The following is a 22,108-nucleotide window of genomic DNA, read 5'->3' as shown; positions in this document are numbered from 1 at the left end:
CGGGAAAACATCATGACCATGATCCAGAATATCTCGCCCATCGACGGCTCGGTTTATGCCGAGCGGGAGGCGATGTCGCTGGAGGCGGCGCGGGCCGCCGTTTCGAAAGCGCGCAAGGCGCAGAAAGACTGGGCTCGACGTCCACTTGAGGATCGCGTTCAGCTGGTTCTGAAGGGTGTGGCGCGCCTCAACGAAATGGTGGCGGACGTTGTGCCGGAACTGGCGCATATGATGGGCCGTCCGGTGCGTTACGGCGGCGAGTTCAAGGGCTTCAACGAGCGCTCCAATTATGTCGCGTCGATTGCGGCTGATGCGCTGGCGCCGCTCGTCATCGAGGAAAGCGGCAATTTCGAACGTCGCATCGAGCGCGAGGCGCATGGCGTGGTCTTCGTCATCGCGCCGTGGAACTATCCTTACATGACGGCGATCAACACCGTCGCGCCCGCTTTGATGGCCGGCAATACGGTGGTCATCAAACATGCGGCGCAGACGTTGCTGGTCGGCGAACGCATGGTGCGGGCTTTCGTCGAGGCTGGCGTGCCTGACGATGTCTTCATCAATGTCTTCCTCGACCATGGCACGACCTCGGCGTTGATTTCAGAGGGCCTGTTCAACTTCGTCAATTTCACCGGTTCGGTGGAAGGCGGCCGTGCCATCGAACGCGCCGCTGCCGGCACCTTCACCGGCCTCGGGCTTGAACTCGGCGGCAAGGACCCCGGTTATGTGATGGAGGATGCCGATCTCGACGCCGCCGTCGATACGCTGATGGATGGCGGCACCTATAATTCCGGGCAATGCTGCTGCGGTATCGAGCGCATCTACGTCAATGAAAACCACTATGACGAATTCGTCGAGAAGTCGGTGGCGTGGGTTTCGAACTACAAGCTCGGCAATCCGCTCGAGCAGGAAACCACGCTCGGGCCGATGGCCAACAAGCGGTTTGCCAAGGTGGTGCGGGCGCAGATTGCCGACGCCGTTGCCAAGGGCGCCAAGGCGCTGGTCGATCAGACGCTTTTCCCGGCCGATGATGGCGAGAGTGCTTATGTTGCGCCGCAGATCCTCGTCAATGTCGATCATTCCATGGAATTCATGACCGAAGAGACTTTCGGTCCCGCCATCGGCATCATGAAGGTCAAGAACGACGATGAAGCCATCGCGCTGATGAATGACAGCAAATACGGCCTCACCGCTTCGCTCTGGACGCAGGATGCGACACGGGCCGCGAGGATCGGCCGCGAAATCGAGACCGGAACCGTGTTCATGAACCGCGCCGATTATCTGGATCCGGCGCTTTGCTGGACCGGCGTGAAGGAAACCGGCCGTGGCGGTTCACTTTCTGTCCTCGGTTTCCAGAACCTGACCCGCCCGAAATCCTACCATCTGAAGAAAGTCACGAAATGAATATCGTCGCCAACTGGAGCTACCCCACCGCCGTCAAGCTTGGCCGTGGCCGGATCAAGGAACTGGCGGAAGCCTGCAAGACGCTCGGCATCAGGAAGCCGCTGCTCGTGACGGATCGCGGCCTTGCCAATATGGCGATCACCGCGCATGCGCTCGACGTGCTGGAAGAGGCAGGCCTCGGCCGGGCGATCTTCGCCGAGGTCGATCCGAACCCCAACGAGATCAACATGGAAGCCGGCGTGAAAGCCTATCGCGATGGCGGCCATGATGGCGTCGTCGCCTTCGGCGGCGGCTCTGGCCTTGATCTGGGCAAAACCATCGCCTTCATGGCCGGGCAGACCCGCCCGGTCTGGGATTTCGAGGATATCGGCGACTGGTGGACACGGGCGGACGCTTCCAAGATCGCGCCGATCGTCGCTGTGCCGACGACGGCCGGCACCGGCTCCGAAGTCGGCCGCGCCAGCGTCATCACCAATTCGCAGACCCATGTGAAGAAGATCATCTTCCATCCGAAGCTCTTGCCGGGTGTCGTCATCTGCGATCCGGAGCTGACGGTCGGCATGCCGAAGGTCATCACGGCCGGCACGGGCATGGATGCTTTCGCCCATTGCCTTGAAGCCTATTCCTCGCCCTTCTATCACCCGATGAGCGCCGGCGTGGCGCTGGAGGGCCTGCGTCTCGTCAAGGAATTCCTGCCGCGCGCCTATAGGGACGGCACGGATATCGAAGCGCGCACCAATATGATGGCGGCGGCAGCGATGGGGGCGGTGGCGTTCCAGAAGGGTCTCGGCGCCATTCACTCGCTGTCGCATCCGATCGGCGCGGTTTACAACACCCATCACGGCATGACCAATGCCGTCGTCATGCCGGCGGTGTTGCGCTTCAACCGCCCTGCCATCGAAGACAAGATTGCCCGCGCGGCCGCCTATCTCGGTATCTCCGGCGGTTTCAACGGTTTTTATGATTACGTGCTGGAACTTCGCAAGGAACTCGGCGTACCGGAAAACCTGACCGCCATGGGCATCAAGCCGGATCGTATCGACGAACTGGCGGCGGAAGCGATCAAGGATCCGAGCTGCGGTGGTAATCCAGTGCCGATGACGCTGGAAAATACCAAGGCGCTTTTTGAGGCTTGCTTTTAAGGAGCTACCTTTATTCATCAGGTTTGTGAGAGGTTGAGAGGGTGCTGCTTGTTTCTTCTCCCCGAGGGGGGGAAGAAAATAGCGGCAACGTCGTGCCCTGTATCAGAACCGAGCTACGACATGACCTCTAATCCATGAAGCCCGCGACGACCCGGTCGCGGGCTTTTCGTTGCCCTGCATAACCGTTCTTAGCCTTTTATTAACCCTGTTCGTTAAGATTATGGAAAGCACCATGAATTGCTTCGGTGCGTGAATGAGCATGAAACGGCTCTGACCAACAGGGGGTGTCATGTCAGTCATCACTTTCGCCAACACCAAGGGCGGTGCCGGAAAAACCACGGCCGTGCTGCTTCTGGCAACCGAACTGGCCCGCAGCGGTCACCGCGTGACGGTTCTGGATGCCGATCCGCAATTGTGGATTTCCCGCTGGTACGAATTATCAGGCGATATCGAAAATCTTTCGGTGATTTCGCATGTGACGATGGCATCGCTTGAGGGCCATATTCGCGAGAATAAAACCAGCACCGACTGTTTCATCATCGATCTGCCGGGAGCGAAGACCCCGCTTCTGACCATGGCTCTCGGCATTTCCGATCATGTGCTGATCCCGGTTCAGGGCTGCGCCATGGATGCGCGCGGGGCTGCCGAGGTTCTGGACCATATCGAATTTCTGAACCGCAAGATGGGCAAGGAGATTGCCCATTCCATCGTGCTGACGCGGGTCAACGCCATGGTGGCGACGCGTTCGCTGCTGCTGGTCAAGATGCTGCTGGCCGAGAAAAAGGTCTCGGTTCTCAGCACCCCGATCGTCGAGAGAGCCGCCTATCGCGATATTTTCGACCTTGGCGGCACGCTTCTCTGTCTCGATAAGACCAAGGTGAGCAATATCGACAAGGCGGTCGAGAATGCCAGAGCATTCGCGGACGAAGTGCTTGGCCTGCTGCCGAAACGCCTGTTGCGGCTCGGTACGCCACCCGCGCGCCTTTTCACCCGTAAAGCCGCCTGAAATATTGCTTTCAATTTTCGATCCGTCTGCGGCGGTCATAACCGCGGACGGATGATGCTGGCTTGGACCATTGGCGGCCGTCAGGCTTGCCGGCGTGTCAGTCGTCGCTTTTCAGCGATGGCTTCATTATTTGCTTGATTTGGAAATGATCGTTTCCTATATTCCGGCCATGAGCAATATCAGCCACAACCAGTCCGAGGAACAGCGCCATCGCGGCAGGCCGCGCGAGTTCGATATCGACCGCGCGCTCGATGGTGCGATCCGGGTTTTTTCCAGACGCGGTTATCACGCCACTTCCGTGGGTGACCTTACCGATGCGATGGAGCTGGCGCAGGGCAGTCTTTACAAGGCCTTCAAGGACAAGAAGGCCATCTTTATCGCCACGATGGAGCGCTACAGGATTGTGCAGACCGAGCGTTTCGAGGCCGCGGTGGCCGGTTACGATACCGGGAACGAGCGCCTGCGGGCAGGGCTGATGTTTTACGCGGAACGGTCGCATGGCGGTGCCGGGTCTGATGGATGTCTGGTTGTCGGTGCCGCTGCCGATCTGGCGGCGCTGGATGATGACATTGCCGTTGTGGTCGAGCGGGCCGTGAAGGCGAGGGAGCGGATCGTCGCCCGCCTCGTTGCCGAGGGGCAGAAGGATGGTTCTGTGCATTCCAAGGTTGATCCCGATGATCTTTCCCGGGCGATGCTGTGCATGATGTACGGCATGCGAGTGGTGGGAAAGACAGGGCGCAGCCTCAAGGACATGGTGGCCGTGGTGGATATCGCCATGAAGCTTGCCGAGTGATTTTATGTCTATTTAGGAAACGTTCGTTTCCATATTGGAGAAAATGATGACGACGCGTGTAATTGAAGGGGAGGATGTTGATGCAACATCCCTTTCCCTGGCTTTGACTTTTCTGCTGGCGACAGCCTGTGGGTTGATTGCCGCCAATCTTTATTATGCCCAGCCGCTTGCCGGCATCATCGGGGCGGAACTTGGTCTCTCCGCCGGCGCCACCGGGCTGATCGTGACCCTGACGCAGATCGGTTACGGTGTCGGCCTGCTGTTCGTCGTGCCGCTTGGCGATCTCGTTGAAAACCGCAAGCTGGTGGTCGGTTCCGTCTCGATGGCGGTGCTTTCCCTTGTGGCAGCGGCATTCGCGCCGCAGGCGGCCCCGTTCCTGATCGCGGCCTTTCTGGTCGGCGTCAGTTCCGTGGCGGTGCAGGTCATCGTTCCCTATGCCGCGCACATGGCGCCGCATGCCGTTCGCGGCCGGGTGGTCGGCAATGTCATGAGCGGGCTGATGGCCGGCATCATGCTGGCGCGGCCGGTCTCCAGCCTGTTGTCGGAAGTGGTTTCATGGCGCGGCGTCTTTCTGACGTCGGCGGCAGTCATGGCGCTTCTTGCCGTCGTGCTCTTCCGGCTTTTGCCGCCGCGCATGCCGGAGGCAAGGCTGGGTTACGGCTCGCTGATGGCCTCGATGGGCAGACTTGCCCTCCACACGCCGATCCTGCGGCGGCGGGCAATTTACCATGCCTTCCTGTTCGCAGCCTTCAGCCTGTTCTGGACCACGACGCCGCTTTATCTGAGCGGGCCGCATTTCAATCTGAGCCAGGGTGAGATCGCGCTGTTTGCGCTTGCCGGTGCTGCGGGCACAGTGGCTGCGCCAATTGCCGGGCGGATGGCCGATCGCGGCTGGACCCGTGCGGCGACTTTCCTCGCATTGGTGGCGGTAGCGCTCTCCTTCGTCGTCACACATCTCGCGCCCGAAGGCTCGCATCTGGCGCTCGCCATTCTGGTGGTCGCTGCCATCGTTCTGGATTTTGGCGTCACCACCAATCTGGTGCTTGGCCAGCGCGCCATCTTCACGCTCGGGGCGGAATTTCGCAGCCGTCTGAACGGCATCTATATGGCGACGTTTTTCATGGGCGGCGCAATCGGTTCCGCCGTGGGTGGCTGGGCTTATGCTGTCGGCGAATGGCAAGCCGCCTCGTGGATCGGTTTCGCCTTGCCGGTGGCCGCCCTGCTGTATTTCCTGACGGAAAAGCGCGACTGAAACGCCGCCAAATGAAAAAAGCCCGACGGACCAAACCGCCGGGCTTTTTCTCTTTTACTCCGGTCGATCTTATTCCGCGAATTCGACCACAACGCCGGGACGGACCATTTTCGCCAGTTCGGTCGCATCCCAGTTGGTCAGGCGGATACAGCCGTGGCTGTTTGTCTTGCCGATCTTCGAAGGTTCCGGCGTGCCGTGAATGCCGTAGGTCGGCTTCGACAGGGCAATCCAGACTGTGCCGACCGGGCCGTTCGGACCCGGCGGGATTTGCAGGATCTTGTCGTTCTGGCCCTGCTTGAAGTTGATCTTCGGATTATAGGTGTAGCCGGGATTGAGCGCGATGCGCTCGACCGTGTGCGTGCCGCTCGGCGAGGGCGTATCCGTGGAACCGATGGTGGCGGGATAAGCGGCGATCAGATTGCCGTCCTGGCCATAGGCGAAGACCTGCTTGATGCCCTTATGCGCGACGATGCGGGCCACCTGTCCCTTTTTCGTCTCGCCCGGATTGACCACCTTGATGATGGTGCCGGGCACCGTGAAGTCGATGCCGGGGTTCAGTTCCTTCAGATAGTTCTCATCCATATGGAAGCGCTCGGCGAGCGCCTCGGACGTGGAGGTGAAGGACAGAGCGGGCAGCTGCGACTTCTCGGCATAGTCGTCCGGAATGGAGGCGACATAGGGGCCGGCGGCATCGGCGGCGGTGATGGTGTAGTCGACGATCGGCATGCCGCCGGAAGAGCGCAGGCGTTCCAGAATGTCGTCGGAATTGTTCGGGTCCAGCTTTTCGCCGGTCATGTCCTGCCAGGCGGCAATGGCCTTGTTGACGTTGTCACCCATCTTGCCGTCGATAACGCCGGGCGAGATGCCTTCACGGTCGAGGAAAGTCTGCAGTGCGACGATCTCCTGACGGGAGCGATTGACCGGTGTCGTCACCGGTGTGTGGCGTTCGATCAGGTGATCCGGCTGCGGAACGGCGGCGGTGGTGCTTTCGCCGGGCATGGGCTGGCCGAGCGGCCCGCTTTCCACTGCGCCGGGTGCGGGAACGGAGCCGGTATAGACATTGTCGTCGGTGCCATCGCCACGATATTCGCGATAATCACGCACGCTGCCATTGTCCTGATAGCCGTAGTCGCGCTGTGGCTCACGGTACTGGCCGCCGGGGGCGGGCGGATAATAGGTGGTGTCGCGCTGCTGGCGCGCCTGCTGCCGTTGCTGCTGGTAACCGGAGGGCATTTCGGTGGCCAGCAGATTGCCGTACTGATCGTAAAACACCGTGCGACCCATGGCATCGCGGCTGATGACGATATCGCCGCGCTCCGGCATGAAGTCGAGCACGCGGCCATCCGGGGTCACCAGCATCGTCTGCTGGTCGCCATAACGCTGCTGCGCGCCAGCCTGTAGCGGGGCGAAAACCGACGCCAGCGCGACCGTCAGACCCAGAGCTGCGTTAAGAAACTGTTTCACGATTCTGCTATCCCTTGCTTGTTCACCGATAAACACACCGCAATCTTGACCCTATTGTGAAAAAGGTGAATTCGCGGTTAATGCAATCTTAATTTCCGTCACGACTAGTAGCGTTTCCGTGATTCATGCGTTTTTACCGTCACAGGGAGGTTGTCTTGCGTTCGTTTCAGGCCGGCAAATCGCCACGCATTTTCCTCGATGAAACCTCCGTTTTCGATATCGGCGCCTGCGTCGTCGATGGCATCGACATCGCGCCCGGCCGCGCCATTCCCGATGATGGCGATGCGCGCATCGACCATTCGCTGGAAGGCTTTCTCTTCACCTGCGGTCCCGATCATATCCGCCATCCCGAACCGATCGAAGGTGACGGCGAGGGGCGTCGATATCCGTTGCACGGGTCCTTTTCCTCGCATCCGGCAAAGATAGTCGCCTTCGATGTTCATGAGACCAATGCACTGACGCGCGTCGAGGTTCCCGTAAAGCTTGCCGATGACGGCACTGCGTTGCTGGAGCGGACATGGCGCATCGATGGCGAAAGCGGCGAAGTCAGCCTCGACGACCGGATCGTCAATACGTCAGACCGGCCGATGCCGGTGTTCCTGATGTATCACATGAATGTCGGTGCCCGTCTGTTTGACGATGCGGTGCGGCTGGAAGGCGCAATGCTGGATGGCGGCGGCCATGGCTGGCGTTTCGGCGAGGAGCCGGGCAATGTTTTCTGCGTTCCCGCCGGCAATGATGATTGGGCGGAATTGAAGCTCGGTCCCGTCGCGGCCATTGGCGGGAAGACGCTGACCGTGCGTTTTCGCACGGAGACGCTGCCCTATCTGCAGATGTGGCGCAACCAGCAGGAGCCGGCCAATGTGCTCGGCATCGAGCCGGTTTCGCATCGCTGGGTGGGGCGGAGCGAGCTTGAAGCTGCCGGTGAGTTCAATATTCTCCAGCCGGGTGAAAGCCGTTCCTTCGGCTTGCGTTTTTCCATCCTCTGAATGCCGTACCGAATGAGGACACCGCATCATTGACGCATGGGTTTTGAGCCCTTACATCGGATGCGGATTTCTAAGGGTGGCGAGAGCGTGCCAGCGGCGCGGATGCCGATTTCAGCGGAGGCATAAGATGGATATCAGGCGCATAGACGACGAATATTCGGTAACGGGACAGATCAGCGTCGCCGATCTGGATGAGGTCAAGGCACTCGGCTTCAAGTCGATCGTCTGCCACCGCCCGGACGGCGAAGAAGACGGCCAGCCGCTTTTCGCCGATATTGCCGAGCGCGCAGAGCAGCTCGGTATTACCATCATGCATGTGCCTGTCGGCCGTTATGGCGTCGACGCCGATGCCGTTGCCGGCATGGTGGACGCGCTGGACGAATTGCAGCGCCCGATGCTCGGCTATTGCCGTTCCGGCGCGCGCTCGACGGCAATCTACGAAAAAACCCATCACCTGCGCGGCTGATTTTTCGCGCATCATTTTGTTTTCAAATGCCAATCAACAGGAGTTCTCCATGACCATCAAGCGTATCGAGCCGGGCAAGCGCATGAGCGGCGCCGTCGTTCACGGCAACACCGTTTATCTGGCCGGCCAGGTTGGCGAAGGCACCAGCGTGACGGAACAGAGCAAGTCTGCGCTGGCTGAAGTCGACCGCCTGCTGGCCGCTGCCGGCTCCGACAAGTCGAAAATCCTGCAGACCATCATCTACCTCTCCGACATGTCCACCTTCGGCGAAATGAACGCCGTCTGGGAAGGCTGGATCGACCCGGCAAACCCGCCGGCCCGCGCCACCAGCCAAGCAGCACTGGCGACGCCGGACTACAAGGTTGAATTCATCGTCACTGCTGCTCTCTGAGCAATCATTTGATGTGTCATTAAAAAGGCCGGGTTGCGACTTGCAGCCCGGCCTTTTTGCTGCCGGAGTGTAAGTTGACCCCTGTAAGGCAAGGGCGTTAGTCTAACGTGGTCCGGATGGGCTGAATTGTGCCGCAAGGGCCGTTTCGCAGCCGTGCTGCTTGATTGCCGCGCCAAGTGCGTGTTCGTAAACTTGGCGAGCGCTCTCGATACGCGCGCGTCCGTTATCTGTCAGCACCGTGTAGACACCGCGTTTATCGTCGGGACAAAGGTCGCGAACGGTAAGTCCTGTCCGTTCCAGACGTTCGACCAATCTTGAAACAGAACTCTGGTTCAGACAAAGATGCGCAGCAAGATCCTGCATCCGCAATTCGCCGTCCGGTGAGATGAACAGCGCTTCCAGCGCACGATATTCCGAAAGCCCAAGTCCGCAAGCGGTTTGCATCGCTTTTCCGAGGTCGGATTCAACGTTGCCAACGGCCTGAGCAAGTTTCAGCCATGCATCGTGTTTCGGGGGCATATGGGCTCCGTGCTCCTGGAGGAAAGCTATCTTAGCCCATATGTATGTTCATACAATCATGTCTTCAAGTCGATGGAATTTGATCCGGCGATTGCTTTGTACTGTCAGCCAGCTTCAGCCACACGACACCGAAGATGATGATTGAAAGCCAGAATGTCTGGATGAGGTTTAAAGGCTGATCCAGCAAAAGACTGCCGCAAACCGCAGCGCCAACCGCGCCGATTCCGGCCCACACGGCGTAGCCAAGCCCGACGTCGATGGTCTTCAAGGCAACGCTCAGGAAATAAAGTGTCAGTAGAAAGAAAATCGCGGCAGCGATCGACCAACTAGGTATGGTGAAAGCCTTGCTCCCACCGACGCTTAGCGCGTAACCGATTTCGAAGCCGCCAGCAAGCAGCAGCATCAACCATGCGCGCCCGGCATTCGCTTTATCTTTCATGTCTTTATCCTTTCAGGCTTAAGTACTTGTCTTGATTGCCATGCTCGCTCTTCACGCTGCGCCGCTCAGTCGGAGGCCTATGACGCCGCCGATCACCAGAAAGATGCCGGTGATCTTCTTCCAATGCAGTCGTTGTCCGAAAAAAATCGCCCCCAGAACCACGATGCCGACGCCGGCAGCGGAGGTCCAGATGGCATAGCCGACCCCAACGCTGAAGGTGAGAAGCGCAAAACTGAGAAAAACCGTTGCGATTGCGCCGCTGATGAGAGTGGCCACGGTCCACCACGGGTGGGTGAAACCCCTGGCGTTTCCTGCTGATATGGCGACCGCGATTTCAAAGATCACTGCGGCCGCAAGATACATCCAATGCATTGTCATTCTCCGTTAGGATGGTTGTGTGCGTTGTTGGTCTAATCTCCCTCTCACCGTTATGTGGCCGATGGAGCATGCATTGCCCTCGCGCATGATCGCTCAGATCACACGTCATCTATTTAATTGCATGTACATGCATATAATTTGCGACAGCAGAGGTCAATATGTCTATGCTGAATTGGTAACGCCTGTTGTTGTGCGGGGCGGGGGAGGTGACTGCCACGCGACGGCGCGCTCCAGTGGCTGCATGGCGCCGGTTGATTGTAGGAACTCTGGAGGGAATACCGGTCGAGCCTGTTTGTCTGAGGCCCTTGGCGGGTTCACTCTGCAATCGGGGCTATGCGTTGCTCAAGTTCGTTCAATGCCGTCACCCTCTCCGCAAACCACAGCCGTGCCAGATCGCTGGCCGAGGCGAGATCGATACCATCCGGGTCGATGGAGGTGATCGTCCAGCGGCCGGCCTTTGCGCCGGCGAGAACTGCCAACCGCGACGCTTCGCCCTTGATGGCGTTGAGGCGGGTAGTTTCGCTTTCCACCACCGCCATCAGTTCCGCCGCGCCTGAGAGATCGGTGCGCAGGTCGGCCGGGGTGATGTTGCTGGCATTGCGGGCCGGGCCGCCATTGATCTGCACACCTTCCGTCCGCAGCCGGTAAAGCCTCGTGTCGGGAAGGGAGAGATAAAGTTTCGCTTTGGGGTAACGGGCAATGTAGCGCCTGATGGCGAGTTGTGTCTCATCCGGGCCGAGCTGTTCCACTTTGCCCACCAGTGTCAGCCGCCGCAGCGTCAGCGCATCGCCCTTGCCGAAGGGCGCCAGCGTCAGAGAGATGCGCGGATCGGCCTCCATGTTGCGGGCGTGCAGCGTTAGCCCGGCTGCGAAGAAGAATGGCGTGCCATCCGGCTCGATGCCGATATTGGTGGCGGTCGTATAGGGATAGCCGCTGACCGGATCGAGCGTGGCGAGCGCCGCCGTGCGGGATGTGTGCAGCACATCGCGGGCCACGCGTACCGCCTCGAAAGGTGCGCCGGCCGAGGGCTCAATCTTCGCGCCGCGTGGGGTGATGACGGGAGGGGCAACGTCCGGCATGTCTTATCCTGAGTTAGTGGATGCTGAGAGAAGCGTAAAACCTCTCCACGTCATGTTCGGGCCTGTCCCGAGCATCGGCAACCGATCGATTTAACGCGACGTGGTTGGATCCGCGGGACAAGCCCGAGGATGACGTCAAGCGAGCGTCAGGATTTACACCATGCCGGAGGCATGTCCATGCGTCATGTCAGCTTTTTGTCCTGATCTGTGTCAGCGTGCGCGTTGGCGTGATCGCTTCCGGATCCAGCTTCACCTCGATGATCGCAGGCTTGCCGCTCGCACGCGCCCGCTCGAAGGCGGCGGCGAAGTCTTGCGTTCTTTCCACTGTTTCGCCGTGGCCGCCATAGGCTTTGGCAAAAGCGTTGAAATCCGGGTTGACGAGATCGGTGCCGCTCACGCGGCCGGGATATTCCCGTTCCTGATGCATGCGGATCGTGCCATAGGTGCCGTTATTGACCAGCACGGTGATGATCGGCAGGTCGTAGCGCACGGCGGTGATGAATTCCTGTCCGTGCATCATGAAGCAGCCGTCACCGGCAAAGCAGATCACCTCCCGCTCCGGGAACAGGTGCTTTGCGGCAACCGCCGCGGGTAAGCCGTAGCCCATCGAGCCGGAGGTTGGCGCCGATTGCGTGTTGAAGCGGCGGAAGCGGTGGAAGCGGTGCACCCAGGTGGCATAATTGCCGGCGCCATTGGTGAAGATGGCGTCCTCAGGCACATTGGCTTCGATCCAGTCCATGATCGGACCCATCTGCACAGTGCCTGGGCCGGTCTGCGGTGGGGTGGACCAATTGAGGTAAGCCGCGTGTATGGCGGCCGTGCGATCGGCCCATGCGGCGTTTGCCGGCAGCGAGATGGAAGAGAGGGCGGCGACGAAATCATCCGGCGCGGCGCAGATCGCGAGATCAGGACGGTAAACGCGGCCAAGCTCTTCGGCTTCCGGATAGATATGGATGAGTTTCTGCGACGGGTAGGGGATGTCGAGCAGCGTATAACCGGAAGACGGCATTTCGGAGAGGCGGCCGCCGAGCAGGACCACGAGATCGGATTCCTTGATCTCCTTTGCCAGCGCCGGGTTGATGCCGATGCCGACATCGCCTGCATAGGAAGGGCTCAGATGATCGAACAGCATCTGGCGGCGGAAGGAACAGCCGACGGGCAGCTTGTGGTTTTCGGCAAATGCCCTGAAGCTCGCCACGCTCTCCTCGGACCAGCGCGTGCCGCCGATAATGAAGATCGGCCGTTTTGCCTCGCCGAGCATTTTCGCGAAGGCCGCGATCTGTGACGGGCCGGGATGCGCTTCGACGGGCGTGTAGGGCTTTGCCTCGGGCGCTTCTACCTCTTCCACCAGCATGTCTTCGGGCAGCGTCAGCACCACCGGGCCGGGGCGGCCGGAGGTGGCAACAGTGAAGGCGCGGGTGACAAATTCGGGGATGCGGCGAGCGTCGTCGATCTCACCCACCCATTTGGCGAATTCCGTGAAGGCGCGGCGATATTCCACTTCCTGAAAGGCTTCGCGCTCGCGGGCTTCGCGCTGCACCTGGCCGATGAACAGGATCATCGGAATGGAATCCTGCCTTGCGATGTGCAGGCCGGCCGAGGCGTTGGTGGCACCCGGACCGCGGGTCACCATGCAGATGCCGGGTTCACCCGTCAGCCGGCCCCAGGTGTCGGCCATCATGGCGGCGCCACCTTCCTGGCGGCAGACCACGGTTTCGATGCCGCTTTCATAAAGCGCGTCCAGCACCGCCAGATAGCTTTCGCCCGGAACGCAGGAAACGCGGGAGACACCATTGGCCTTCAGCGCTTCGACGATCAGTTGCCCACCGGTTCTTTTCATGGCGTCGTGGTCCTTTCGATGTTTTCCAGTTCGGCCAGCACCTGCGCCTGATGTTCGCCGAGCTTCGGGCTCGGGCGTTCATAGTGCAGCGGCGTCTGTGACATGATAATCGGTGTTCGCACACCGGGGATGACCGTGCCATCCTGAGCCTCGAGATCAACACGCAGGCCGCGTGCCTGAACCTGCGGATCGGCGAACATTTCCTCGATGGAGTTGATTGGCCCGGCCGGCACGGCGTTCTTTTCGCAGGCGGTCAGAAGATCGCGCTTCTGCCATTTCAGCGTTTCGGTGGAAATGATCTGCCGAACTTCGACCTTATGCGCCACGCGCGCCTTGTTCGTCGCGTAACGCTCGTCATCGGCAATCGCGCCTATGCCGAGGATATTGCAGAGGCGGCGGAACTGGCCGTCATTGCCGACCGCGAGGATGAGGAAACCATCGGCCGTCGGCACCACCTCATAGGGGGAAATATTCGGATGGGCATTGCCGAGCCGGACGGGCGGCTTGCCGGAGATCAGGTAATTCATGTTCTGGTTGGCGAGCACGGCCGACTGCACATCGAGAAGCGCCATGTCGATATGCTGGCCTTCGCCTGACCGTATGGCGTGGATCAGCGCGGCCTGAATGGCTGTCACGGAATAGATGCCGGTGAAGATATCGGCAACAGCCACGCCGGCCTTCATCGGCTGGCCGTCCGGTTCGCCTGTTATTGACATGAAGCCCGACATGCCCTGCACGATATAATCATAACCGGCGAAATCGGCATAAGGACCGGTCTGGCCGAAGCCGGTGATGGAGCAATAGATCAGCTTCGGATTGAGCGCCTTCAGGCTCTCGTAATCGAGGCCATATTTGGCAAGTCCGCCGCGCTTGAAGTTTTCGATGACGACATCGGCGGTGCGCACCAGCCGGCGCACCAGCTCGCAGCCCTCAGGCGTCTTCAGATCGGCAATGATGGAGCGTTTGCCGCGATTGGTGGCGTGATAATAGGCGGCGGAGAGGTTTTCGCCTTCCGCGCCTTCAACGAAGGGCGGTCCCCATGTGCGGGTGTCGTCGCCGCCTTCGGGGTTTTCCACCTTGATGACGTCAGCGCCCATATCGGCCAGCATCTGCCCCGCCCAGGGTCCGGCCAGAACACGCGCAAGCTCGATGACGCGAATGCCTGATAGTGGCGGTTTCCTGTTCGGCATGTCGGTCATCTGTCCCCCGGTCTTTTGTGCCTGCCGGTTATAGACCGCGCCTTGCCCCGCCGCATGTGATTTTATCTCATGGACTTATTCCGTTTTGGAACGGCACTAAACTGGGGCTGACACGGCAGCTTCGACATTCGTTGTGTTTTGAGAGTCCCCTAATTCCGTCATTCCGGCTCAAGGCCGGAATGACGGGGAGGGCGTTTTACTGTCATCCACGACGCGGCCGCACCAGGCGGCGAAATCCGCCGCTACCGCCTGCCAGCCGATCTCGTTCAGCGTCTCGTGCCGCATGCCCTTGTAGATGGTGTGTTCGACATGGCTGAAACCTGCCTCCCGAAACCGCTCTGCGAGCCAGACGATCTCCCTGCCGTCATTGGTCGCGGCGTCCTGATCGCCGCTGACCAGCAGAAGGGGCAATGTCTTCGGCAGACGCTCGATTAGTTTCGGGGCGCGATAGGAGAGTTCGAAAACGTCCTGCCACAGGGAAACGCTGGCCTCGAACTGGCAGAGCGGGTCTTGCACATAGGCGTCCACTGCCAGCCTGTCATGGCTCAGCCAGTCGGCATGGGTGCGCCTTTCCGGCATTTTTGCATTCCAGGCGCGAAAGGTTGCTTTCGGCAGGATGGCGCTTGGCACATCGGAGCCTTTCAGCATTTTTTCAAGCCGCAGCACCACCTGCGCGAGGCGGCCCATGACACCGGGATTGAGATTGGAATTCCAGATCGACAGGCCATCGAAGGCATCCGGATTGCTGACGGCGGTGTTGAGCGCCACGAGGCCGCCCATGGAATGGCCGAACAGGATGACCGGCAGGCCGGGATGTCTCTCGCCGATCATGATGCGCATCGCCATGACATCGGCGACGACCTTTTCCGCGCCATCCTTCCAGGCGAAGCGGCCGATCGGTGCGTCCGCCGCTTTCGTGCGGCCGTGGCCGCGATGGTCGTGGGCATAGACCTCGAAACCCTGTTTCGCCATGACACCGGCAAAACGGCGGTAGCGGCCGGCATGTTCCACCAGACCGTGGCAGATCATCAGCACGCCCCGTGCCGGTGAAACAGCCGAGGGCAGGTGGCGAAAGGCGATGGATGCGCCGGAAGGAGCCTCGAGCCTCTCGATCCGGCTGAAGGCGAAGTCATCAGTCGTCTCATTCATCGTCGCACCCAGCGTGTCATCATGTGCCTTGTCATAATCATGGGGTCATAATCGTGCCAGAGGTTGCCCCAAGGTCCTATTTACCCTACATAGCGGCAAATTTCCCGATACGTACTCTTAAAAATCCGATGTGGAGCATTCGCTACAATGGCACGTCAATTCATCTATCACATGGCTGGGCTGAACAAGTCCTATGGCGCGAAGAAGGTTCTGGAGAACGTTCATCTCTCCTTCTACCCCGATGCCAAGATCGGTATCCTCGGCCCGAACGGCGCCGGTAAGTCGACCGTTCTGAAAATCATGGCCGGTCTCGACAAGGAATATACCGGTGAAGCCTGGCTCGCCGAAGGCGCGACGCTCGGTTATCTCGAGCAGGAGCCGAAGCTCGACGAAAACAAGACCGTGATGGAAAACGTCATGGAAGGCGTGGCGCACAAGACGGCCATCGTCGACCGCTACAACGAACTGATGATGAACTACTCCGACGAAACCGCGGATGAGGGCGCAAAGCTTCAGGACATGATCGACAGCCAGAACCTGTGGGATCTGGAAAATCAGGTCGAAATGGCCATGGACGCCCTGCGTTGCCCGCCCGGCGACTCGGCCGTAACAGGTCTTTCGGGCGGTGAGCGCCGCCGTGTGGCGCTGTGCCGTCTGCTGCTTTCGCAGCCGGATCTGCTGCTGCTCGACGAACCGACCAACCATCTTGACGCGGAAACCATCGCCTGGCTGGAAAAGCATCTGCGCGACTATCCCGGCGCCGTGATGATGATCACCCACGACCGCTACTTCCTCGACAATGTGACGGGCTGGATTCTCGAGCTCGACCGTGGCCGTGGCATTCCTTACGAAGGCAACTACTCCGCTTACCTGCAGGCGAAAGCCAAGCGCATGCAGCAGGAAGCCCGCGAAGACGCCTCCCGCCAGAAGGCCATCAGTCGCGAAAGCGAGTGGATCGCCTCCAGCCCGAAGGCACGCCAGACCAAGTCCAAGGCGCGTATCAAGGCCTATGACGAGCTGGTGGAAGCCGCGGAAAACCGCCGTCCCGGCGATGCGCAGATCGTCATTCCGGTTGCCGAGCGTCTCGGCCGCGTCGTCATCGAAGCCGACAATCTGACGAAGTCCTTCGGCGATCGCGTGCTGATCGAAAACCTGTCCTTCAAGCTGCCGCCCGGCGGCATCGTCGGCGTCATCGGCCCGAACGGTGCGGGTAAGTCCACGCTGTTCAAGATGATCACCGGTCAGGAACAGCCCGATAGCGGTTCGGTGACTGTCGGTGAAACGGTGCAGCTCGGTTATGTCGACCAGAGCCGCGATACGCTGGCGGGTGACAAGACCGTGTGGGAGGAAATCTCCGGCGGCAACGATATCATCAAGCTCGGCAAGTTCGAAGTGAACTCGCGCGCCTATTGCGGCGCCTTCAACTTCAAGGGCGGCGATCAGCAGCAGAAGGTCGGCAATCTCTCCGGCGGTCAGCGCAACCGCGTTCACCTTGCCAAGATGCTGAAGGCCGGCGGCAACGTGCTGCTGCTCGACGAACCGACCAACGACCTTGATACGGAAACGCTGGCGGCGCTTGAAGAAGCGCTGGAAGCCTTTGCCGGTTGCGCCGTTATCATCAGCCACGACCGCATGTTCCTCGACCGTCTGGCCACCCACATTCTCGCTTTTGAGGGTGACAGCCACGTGGAATGGTTCGAAGGCAACTTCGAAGACTATGAAAAGGACAAGGTCCGCCGCCTCGGCCCGGAAAGCATCAAGCCCGGCCGGGTGAGCTACAAGCGCCTGACGCGCTAATCCTTTTCCACACCGCTTCAGAAAGGCCCGCCGCAAAGCGGGCCTTTTCTTGTGCAATAAATGGAGTTGATGGCGGCGCATTACAGTTTGCGCTTGCATCGAACGCCAGATCGACATAAAGATATCTTTATATCTTGATTAGCTTGCGAGGCGCGGCAGAGTGGCGTTCGGTCTGGACAAATTGGTGGATCTCCTGAAGGCGGCGGGTGAGCCGACGCGCTTCCGTTTGCTGGCGCTTCTTTCGGCCGGCGATCTGACGGTTACCGATCTTACTGAAATCCTCGGCCAGTCGCAGCCGCGCATTTCCCGTCACCTCAAGCTTTTGACGGAAGAGGGGCTGATCGAGCGTTATCAGGAAGGCGCATGGGCCTATTTCCGCTTGCGGCAGGATGGCGAGCCTGCCGGCGTTGTGCGGCAGCTGCTTGCCGCTGCATCGCCCTCCGACGCGGTTCTCCAGCGCGACAGCGAGCGGCTTGCCACCGTCAAGCGGGTGCGGGCAGAACGTGCACAGGATTATTTCAGCCGCAACGCATCCGCTTGGGACGAGTTGCGCCGTCTGCATGTCAGCGACGAAGCCGTGGAAGGCGCGTTGCTGAAGCTGGTGGGGACCACCCCGATCGATTCCCTTCTCGATCTCGGCACCGGCACCGGCCGTATCCTGCAGCTTCTGAGCGGCATCTATCGCCGTGCGATCGGTGTGGATGCCAGCCGCGATATGTTGTCGGTGGCGCGCGCCAATCTCGACAAGGCGGGCGTGGTCAATGCATCCGTCCGTCATGGTGATATTCTCAACCTGCCGCTGGAGGGACAGGATTTCGATCTGATCGTCATCCATCAGGTGCTGCATTTCCTCGACCAGCCGGAAATCGCGCTTTCCGAGGCCGCACGTATGCTGCGCCCCGGTGGGCGGCTGATCGTCATCGATCTTGCGCCGCATTCCTTCGAATATCTGCGCGATGAGCACGCGCATGTGCGGCTCGGTTTTTCGCATCCGCTGATGGAAGAATGGCTGAAGAAGGCCGGGCTTTCGCTGGAACGCGCTGTCGATCTTCATTCTGAAAAAGCGTCCGACGAAGCTCTCGACGTGACGATATGGGTTGCCCGCGACCAGCGGCTGCTGATGGCAGACGATGTGGTGCAAGAGGCCGTTTTACTTGCTGCCGGGAGGGCATGATATGTTGAGGTCGGAAACCGCGCGTCGTGATGGCGATATCCGGTTGTCTTTCGAATTTTTCCCGCCCAAGAATCCCGAGATGGAAACCCAGCTCTGGGAAACGGTTGCCGAGCTGAAGAAGTGGAATCCGGATTTCGTGTCCGTGACCTATGGCGCGGGTGGCTCCACCAAGGCGCCGACGCTGGATGCGGTGCGTCGCATGATCGGCGACAGCCATCTGCCGACCGCCGCGCATCTGACCTGCGTGGATGCCAGCCGTGACGACGTGCATCAGGTCATCGAAGAGTTTCGCAATGCCGGCGTTCGCCATTTCGTGGCGCTGCGCGGCGACCCCTCGACCGGTATCGGCACGGCTTACAAGCCGCATCCCGAAGGGTATGAGAATGCCGCCGCATTGGTGAGAGGCCTGCGCGAGATCGGCGATTTCGAAATTTCCGTTTCGGCCTATCCGGAAAAGCATCCCGAAAGCGCAAGCGAAGCTGTTGATATCGACATGCTGAAGCGCAAGGCGGACAATGGCGCGACCCGGGCGCTGACGCAGTTCTTCTTCGATAATGACGTGTTCGAGCGTTACATGGAGCGGGTGACAGCGGCGGGCATTACCATTCCGGTGGTTCCGGGCATCATGCCTATCCAGAACCTTGCCCAGCTCAAGCGTTTCGCCGGCCGCTGCGGCACCAGCGTTCCCGGTTTTCTGGATGAGCGTTTTGAGGGTTATGACGAGGATATGGAAGGGCGCGCCCGCGTGGCCGCCGAAGTTGCGGCCGAGCAGATCGCCGATCTGCAACGGCGTGGTTTCAACGAGTTCCACCTCTATACCATGAACCGTGCGCCGCTGGTCGACGCCGTGCTCGAAAATCTCGGGCTGGAGCGTCTGCGCCGCAGCGCCGCCTGATCCAGGCAACAGATTTCAGGCAGGAAAAAAGCGCAGGTCCCTAAGGATCTGCGCTTTTCAAACTCGTGTCACTACGGTTCTTCACTGCGTTTGGTCTTCACGTCTCGTCAGATGAAAAGCATCATCGCTACGAACAAAAACGCCAAACCGACTGCCAAGGCATTGAGAGATTTTGTAAGTCCCATGGGTGCCTCCTGTTGTTGACAGGGTCGATAATATGACCGTTTTGTGGCAGTTGAAAAGCGGTTTTTGTGATGCAGTGCAGCACGCTTTGGCTTGGTGTAAAAAAGAAAATTCTATAATATATTGAAAATAAAAGATTATTTTCTTATCACGCAGTGCTTCATATGTTTAAAAAAAGTAAATGACCGGGGTGTTATCCCCAGTCATCCGGTCGAGATTAACGATTTCCGCCTTGATTCCGGCTCACAGATTAAAGGCCTGGCAGCGCCGTTAAGATTGCTTAAAGCGCCTGCAGAAGCGCGGCCGACGGCCAGCCATCCGCGGGCATGCCGAGGCGCTGCTGCTCCTTCTGGATGGCGACGCGGGTGCCGGAACCGAGAATGCCATCCACCTTGCCGACATTGTGTCCGCGCGCCTCAAGCTTGGTCTGAAGCTCTTTCATGGTCGCGTCATCGAAGCCGGGCTCGGGATTGCCCTTGTTGTAGACAGGGGAGCCCATCAGGCGGGTGGCGAAATAGGCGGCCGACGTCGTGTAGATGAACGACTGGTTCCATTCCAGATAGATGTTGAAATTCGGATAGGTGATGAAGGTCGGTCCCTTGCGGCCCTGCGGCATGATGAGGGCTGCGGGCAGGGAGGCGAAGTTCCTGTTGCCGTCACGCGGGGTTACGCCCAGCGCAAACCATTCACCGGCGGTCAGCGGACCGCCGAGGCCGGATTTTTCCCAGGGCAGGTTTTCCGGCAGGGACACTTCCTGAATCCAGGGTTCGCCCTTCTTGAAGCCGAGATGCTGGATGAACTTGGCCGCCGTCAGAATGGCATCCGGGGCGCTGCTCTTGACGTTGATATGCCCGTCGCCGTCTCCATCAACGCCGAAGGCGATGATGTCCTTGGGCAGCATCTGCACCTGGCCGATTTCGCCCGCCCATGCGCCGGTATTGGTGGCGGGATCGAGGTCGCCGTGCTGGACCATTTCGATCAGCGCCAGCAGCTGCGGACGGAAAAGTTCCGGGCGACGGCAATCATGCGAGAGGGTCACCAGCGCGTTGCGGGTGTTGAAATCGCCCTGAACGGCGCCGAAATCGGTTTCCATGGCCCAGAAGGCGGCGATGACGCCGGCCGGTACACCGTATTCACTTTCGGCGCGGGCGAAGGTGGAGGAGAGTTCCTGCAGCTTCCTGCGGCCGATATCGAGGCGAGCCTGGCTGACGGTACGCTGGGAGAACTCCAGGAAGGTCTGGCGGAACACACCCTGCGCGCGGTCACGCGAGAGCACCTTCGGGTCGACCTGCGCGCCGGCGAGCGCCTTCTGGATCGCGTCGGCCGGAATGCCCTTGGCGAGCGCGTCGGCCTTTACGCCTTCAAGGAAGGCGCCGAGATCACCGCCGCAGGCAACCTGCTTGGGATCGTCAGGCGAGGCCACGGGTGGCGTGGCGAAGGCGGAGCCGGTGGAAAGAAGCGACAAAGCGGCGGCAAAAACGATGCTGCGCGACCGGAAGGTGGACATGGGAATTTCCTCAATGGGTTGTAGGCCCGCTTTACCCATATGTTTGCGACAAAAAAACGGGTCTCGCGGTCTGGCGACAGGTGAGAACGCGGTTTTTTTGAATGTGTTGCTTCTTGGCCGTGTTTATTTGGCGGAAGCGACCCATTTACGCCAGTTTTTCTCGCTGCCGGCAAAGACATTGATATCGGTCGGACCGTTCACGCCGGGCACGACGCCGGTTGCCGTATATTGCCAGAAGGCCCATTGCCGGTCTTCATAGATCTTGGTCGGATGCGCGGCGACGGAGCGCACCCAGAAATGATAGTCCTTGAACTGACCGACGAGATTGTCGCGGTGGAAATCGACCGAGGTATAGATGATCGGGCGTTTGCCATAATGCGCCTCGATTCGGTCGAGGAAACGCTGCATCTCGGCGCGAACGATGCCGGGCGCCGGGCGCATCTTGCAGGTGGGCGAGGCCGGGTTCCATTCCACGTCGAGAACCGGCGGCAGGGTGACGGCGTCCTTCGGCACGTTGCGGATGAACCAGTCGGCCTGCGCGTCGGCGGTTGAGCAGAAATAATAGAAATGATAGGGCGCGTGCAGGATATTCGCCGCTGCGGCGCTGCGCCAATGGTCACCGAATTTCGGGTCGATGCGGTCCGATCCCTCCGTCGCCTTGATGAAGACGAAGGAGACGCCAGACTTGCGCACGGTCGGCCAGTCGACATCGCCATTCCATTTGGATACGTCGATGCCATGCACCTCATGACGGTGCGGGTTGTTCATGCCGAAATCCTGCGGATCGGTGTCGGAAAATTTCGGCTTGGAAACGGATGCGGTTTCAAGCAGGTCATAACTCGTGGATGTGCAGCCGCCGATCAACAGCAAAGCCGACAAAAGTGCCGATAAACGCAGCCGCATTGGAACCCTGAAGAAAGTGTTGTCCATCCCACGGCCGCAAAAATGGCGCGCCGCATCTCCCGATTTACCCATAACATGGTAAACAAGCGGTTATGGCAAGAGGCACCACGCCTTTTTGCGCCCTGCAAGCCACTGGATTTGA

21 protein-coding genes are annotated in these 22,108 nt (G+C 59.8%); 11 read left to right on the top strand and 10 right to left on the bottom strand.

Annotated elements, in window-relative coordinates:
- The first annotated feature begins 12 nt into the window (after positions 1-12).
- From JZX88_RS08340 to JZX88_RS08320, 5 genes are all read left to right on the top strand, one after another.
- Positions 13-1,401 (top strand): aldehyde dehydrogenase family protein, encoded by a 1,389-nt coding sequence (locus JZX88_RS08340; protein WP_206913256.1) that lies wholly within the window; start codon positions 13-15, stop codon positions 1,399-1,401.
- Positions 1,398-2,543, top strand: a complete 1,146-nt coding sequence (locus tag JZX88_RS08335) for an iron-containing alcohol dehydrogenase (protein WP_206913254.1) — start codon at positions 1,398-1,400, stop codon at positions 2,541-2,543. Before JZX88_RS08340 ends, JZX88_RS08335 begins: the two co-directional genes overlap by 4 nt.
- 289 nt (positions 2,544-2,832) lie before the next feature.
- Complete coding sequence (locus tag JZX88_RS08330; protein WP_206913253.1) at positions 2,833-3,549, top strand: ParA family protein; 717 nt, start codon at positions 2,833-2,835, stop codon at positions 3,547-3,549.
- Between the two features lie 145 nt (positions 3,550-3,694).
- Positions 3,695-4,342, top strand: a complete 648-nt coding sequence (locus JZX88_RS08325) for a TetR/AcrR family transcriptional regulator (protein ID WP_206913252.1) — start codon at positions 3,695-3,697, stop codon at positions 4,340-4,342.
- A 46-nt stretch (positions 4,343-4,388) separates the two neighbouring features.
- Positions 4,389-5,594, top strand: coding sequence for an MFS transporter (locus tag JZX88_RS08320; protein ID WP_206913251.1), 1,206 nt, complete (start codon positions 4,389-4,391; stop codon positions 5,592-5,594).
- Between the two features lie 69 nt (positions 5,595-5,663).
- On the opposite strand, the gene JZX88_RS08315 is transcribed toward JZX88_RS08320, so the two are convergent.
- Positions 5,664-7,058 carry a L,D-transpeptidase gene (locus tag JZX88_RS08315; RefSeq protein WP_206913250.1) on the bottom strand — a complete coding sequence of 465 codons (1,395 nt, stop codon included), beginning with the start codon at positions 7,056-7,058 and terminating at the stop codon, positions 5,664-5,666.
- A gap of 155 nt (positions 7,059-7,213) precedes the next feature.
- Between JZX88_RS08315 and JZX88_RS08310 the strand changes: the two genes are divergently transcribed.
- The 3 genes from JZX88_RS08310 (at position 7,214) to JZX88_RS08300 (ending at position 8,904) form a co-directional block, all read left to right on the top strand.
- Entirely contained in the window at positions 7,214-8,047 is an 834-nt protein-coding gene (locus JZX88_RS08310) for an aldose 1-epimerase family protein (RefSeq protein ID WP_206913249.1), read from the top strand.
- A gap of 127 nt (positions 8,048-8,174) precedes the next feature.
- Positions 8,175-8,513: a TIGR01244 family sulfur transferase gene (locus tag JZX88_RS08305; protein WP_065113791.1), complete on the top strand. Its 339-nt coding sequence runs from the start codon at positions 8,175-8,177 to the stop codon at positions 8,511-8,513.
- Positions 8,514-8,562: 49 nt separating this feature from the next.
- Positions 8,563-8,904: a RidA family protein gene (locus tag JZX88_RS08300; protein WP_206913248.1), complete on the top strand. Its 342-nt coding sequence runs from the start codon at positions 8,563-8,565 to the stop codon at positions 8,902-8,904.
- Positions 8,905-9,006: 102 nt separating this feature from the next.
- Here JZX88_RS08300 and JZX88_RS08295 read toward each other — a convergent pair whose 3' ends face one another.
- The 7 genes from JZX88_RS08295 to JZX88_RS08265 all read right to left on the bottom strand — a co-directional run bounded on the left by JZX88_RS08295 (position 9,007) and on the right by JZX88_RS08265 (position 15,507).
- A complete protein-coding gene (locus tag JZX88_RS08295; protein WP_110760163.1) occupies positions 9,007-9,423 on the bottom strand; it encodes a MarR family winged helix-turn-helix transcriptional regulator in 417 nt (138 codons plus the stop codon).
- A gap of 64 nt (positions 9,424-9,487) precedes the next feature.
- Positions 9,488-9,862 carry a multidrug efflux SMR transporter gene (locus JZX88_RS08290; protein WP_206913247.1) on the bottom strand — a complete coding sequence of 125 codons (375 nt, stop codon included), beginning with the start codon at positions 9,860-9,862 and terminating at the stop codon, positions 9,488-9,490.
- A 51-nt stretch (positions 9,863-9,913) separates the two neighbouring features.
- Positions 9,914-10,234 (bottom strand): multidrug efflux SMR transporter, encoded by a 321-nt coding sequence (locus tag JZX88_RS08285; RefSeq protein ID WP_110760243.1) that lies wholly within the window; start codon positions 10,232-10,234, stop codon positions 9,914-9,916.
- A gap of 320 nt (positions 10,235-10,554) precedes the next feature.
- Positions 10,555-11,319, bottom strand: a complete 765-nt coding sequence (locus JZX88_RS08280) for a HugZ family protein (protein WP_206913246.1) — start codon at positions 11,317-11,319, stop codon at positions 10,555-10,557.
- A 187-nt stretch (positions 11,320-11,506) separates the two neighbouring features.
- Positions 11,507-13,159 carry a thiamine pyrophosphate-binding protein gene (locus JZX88_RS08275; protein WP_206913245.1) on the bottom strand — a complete coding sequence of 551 codons (1,653 nt, stop codon included), beginning with the start codon at positions 13,157-13,159 and terminating at the stop codon, positions 11,507-11,509.
- Positions 13,156-14,358, bottom strand: a complete 1,203-nt coding sequence (locus tag JZX88_RS08270; RefSeq protein ID WP_206913244.1) for a CaiB/BaiF CoA-transferase family protein — start codon at positions 14,356-14,358, stop codon at positions 13,156-13,158. The genes JZX88_RS08275 and JZX88_RS08270 overlap by 4 nt, the downstream gene beginning before the upstream one ends.
- Before the next feature lie 168 nt (positions 14,359-14,526).
- On the bottom strand, positions 14,527-15,507 hold the full coding sequence (locus JZX88_RS08265; protein ID WP_206913242.1) for an alpha/beta fold hydrolase: 981 nt from the start codon (positions 15,505-15,507) through the stop codon (positions 14,527-14,529).
- A 147-nt stretch (positions 15,508-15,654) separates the two neighbouring features.
- Between JZX88_RS08265 and ettA the strand changes: the two genes are divergently transcribed.
- The 3 genes from ettA to metF all read left to right on the top strand — a co-directional run bounded on the left by ettA (position 15,655) and on the right by metF (position 19,373).
- Complete coding sequence (ettA, locus tag JZX88_RS08260) at positions 15,655-17,304, top strand: energy-dependent translational throttle protein EttA (RefSeq protein WP_065113786.1); 1,650 nt, start codon at positions 15,655-15,657, stop codon at positions 17,302-17,304.
- A 160-nt stretch (positions 17,305-17,464) separates the two neighbouring features.
- Positions 17,465-18,478, top strand: coding sequence for a metalloregulator ArsR/SmtB family transcription factor (locus tag JZX88_RS08255; RefSeq protein ID WP_065113785.1), 1,014 nt, complete (start codon positions 17,465-17,467; stop codon positions 18,476-18,478).
- Between the two features lies 1 nt (position 18,479).
- Positions 18,480-19,373, top strand: a complete 894-nt coding sequence (metF, locus tag JZX88_RS08250) for a methylenetetrahydrofolate reductase [NAD(P)H] (protein ID WP_206913241.1) — start codon at positions 18,480-18,482, stop codon at positions 19,371-19,373.
- Between the two features lie 463 nt (positions 19,374-19,836).
- Here metF and JZX88_RS08245 read toward each other — a convergent pair whose 3' ends face one another.
- Positions 19,837-21,063: a lytic murein transglycosylase gene (locus JZX88_RS08245; RefSeq protein ID WP_110760169.1), complete on the bottom strand. Its 1,227-nt coding sequence runs from the start codon at positions 21,061-21,063 to the stop codon at positions 19,837-19,839.
- A gap of 123 nt (positions 21,064-21,186) precedes the next feature.
- Positions 21,187-21,966: a GH25 family lysozyme gene (locus JZX88_RS08240; RefSeq protein ID WP_206913240.1), complete on the bottom strand. Its 780-nt coding sequence runs from the start codon at positions 21,964-21,966 to the stop codon at positions 21,187-21,189.
- Between the last annotated feature and the right edge of the window lie 142 nt (positions 21,967-22,108).

It is taken from the genome of Agrobacterium sp. OT33 (assembly GCF_017313365.1).
Taxonomy (GTDB): Bacteria; Pseudomonadota; Alphaproteobacteria; order Rhizobiales; family Rhizobiaceae; genus Agrobacterium; species Agrobacterium rhizogenes_A.
This window is presented reverse-complemented; position numbering and strand designations above follow the sequence as displayed.

Bases quoted from the DNA above. Each gene is read 5' to 3' on its own strand.
- JZX88_RS08340 (WP_206913256.1), top strand. From the start codon at position 13: ATGACCATGATCCAGAATATCTCGCCCATCGACGGCTCGGTTTATGCC.
- JZX88_RS08335 (WP_206913254.1), top strand. From the start codon at position 1,398: ATGAATATCGTCGCCAACTGGAGCTACCCCACCGCCGTCAAGCTTGGC.
- JZX88_RS08330 (WP_206913253.1), top strand. From the start codon at position 2,833: ATGTCAGTCATCACTTTCGCCAACACCAAGGGCGGTGCCGGAAAAACC.
- JZX88_RS08325 (WP_206913252.1), top strand. From the start codon at position 3,695: ATGATCGTTTCCTATATTCCGGCCATGAGCAATATCAGCCACAACCAG.
- JZX88_RS08320 (WP_206913251.1), top strand. From the start codon at position 4,389: ATGACGACGCGTGTAATTGAAGGGGAGGATGTTGATGCAACATCCCTT.
- JZX88_RS08305 (WP_065113791.1), top strand. From the start codon at position 8,175: ATGGATATCAGGCGCATAGACGACGAATATTCGGTAACGGGACAGATC.
- JZX88_RS08300 (WP_206913248.1), top strand. From the start codon at position 8,563: ATGACCATCAAGCGTATCGAGCCGGGCAAGCGCATGAGCGGCGCCGTC.
- JZX88_RS08295 (WP_110760163.1), bottom strand. From the start codon at position 9,423: ATGCCCCCGAAACACGATGCATGGCTGAAACTTGCTCAGGCCGTTGGC.
- JZX88_RS08290 (WP_206913247.1), bottom strand. From the start codon at position 9,862: ATGAAAGATAAAGCGAATGCCGGGCGCGCATGGTTGATGCTGCTGCTT.
- JZX88_RS08285 (WP_110760243.1), bottom strand. From the start codon at position 10,234: ATGCATTGGATGTATCTTGCGGCCGCAGTGATCTTTGAAATCGCGGTC.
- JZX88_RS08280 (WP_206913246.1), bottom strand. From the start codon at position 11,319: ATGCCGGACGTTGCCCCTCCCGTCATCACCCCACGCGGCGCGAAGATT.
- JZX88_RS08275 (WP_206913245.1), bottom strand. From the start codon at position 13,159: ATGAAAAGAACCGGTGGGCAACTGATCGTCGAAGCGCTGAAGGCCAAT.
- JZX88_RS08270 (WP_206913244.1), bottom strand. From the start codon at position 14,358: ATGACCGACATGCCGAACAGGAAACCGCCACTATCAGGCATTCGCGTC.
- JZX88_RS08265 (WP_206913242.1), bottom strand. From the start codon at position 15,507: ATGAATGAGACGACTGATGACTTCGCCTTCAGCCGGATCGAGAGGCTC.
- ettA (WP_065113786.1), top strand. From the start codon at position 15,655: ATGGCACGTCAATTCATCTATCACATGGCTGGGCTGAACAAGTCCTAT.
- metF (WP_206913241.1), top strand. From the start codon at position 18,480: ATGTTGAGGTCGGAAACCGCGCGTCGTGATGGCGATATCCGGTTGTCT.
- JZX88_RS08245 (WP_110760169.1), bottom strand. From the start codon at position 21,063: ATGTCCACCTTCCGGTCGCGCAGCATCGTTTTTGCCGCCGCTTTGTCG.
- JZX88_RS08240 (WP_206913240.1), bottom strand. From the start codon at position 21,966: ATGCGGCTGCGTTTATCGGCACTTTTGTCGGCTTTGCTGTTGATCGGC.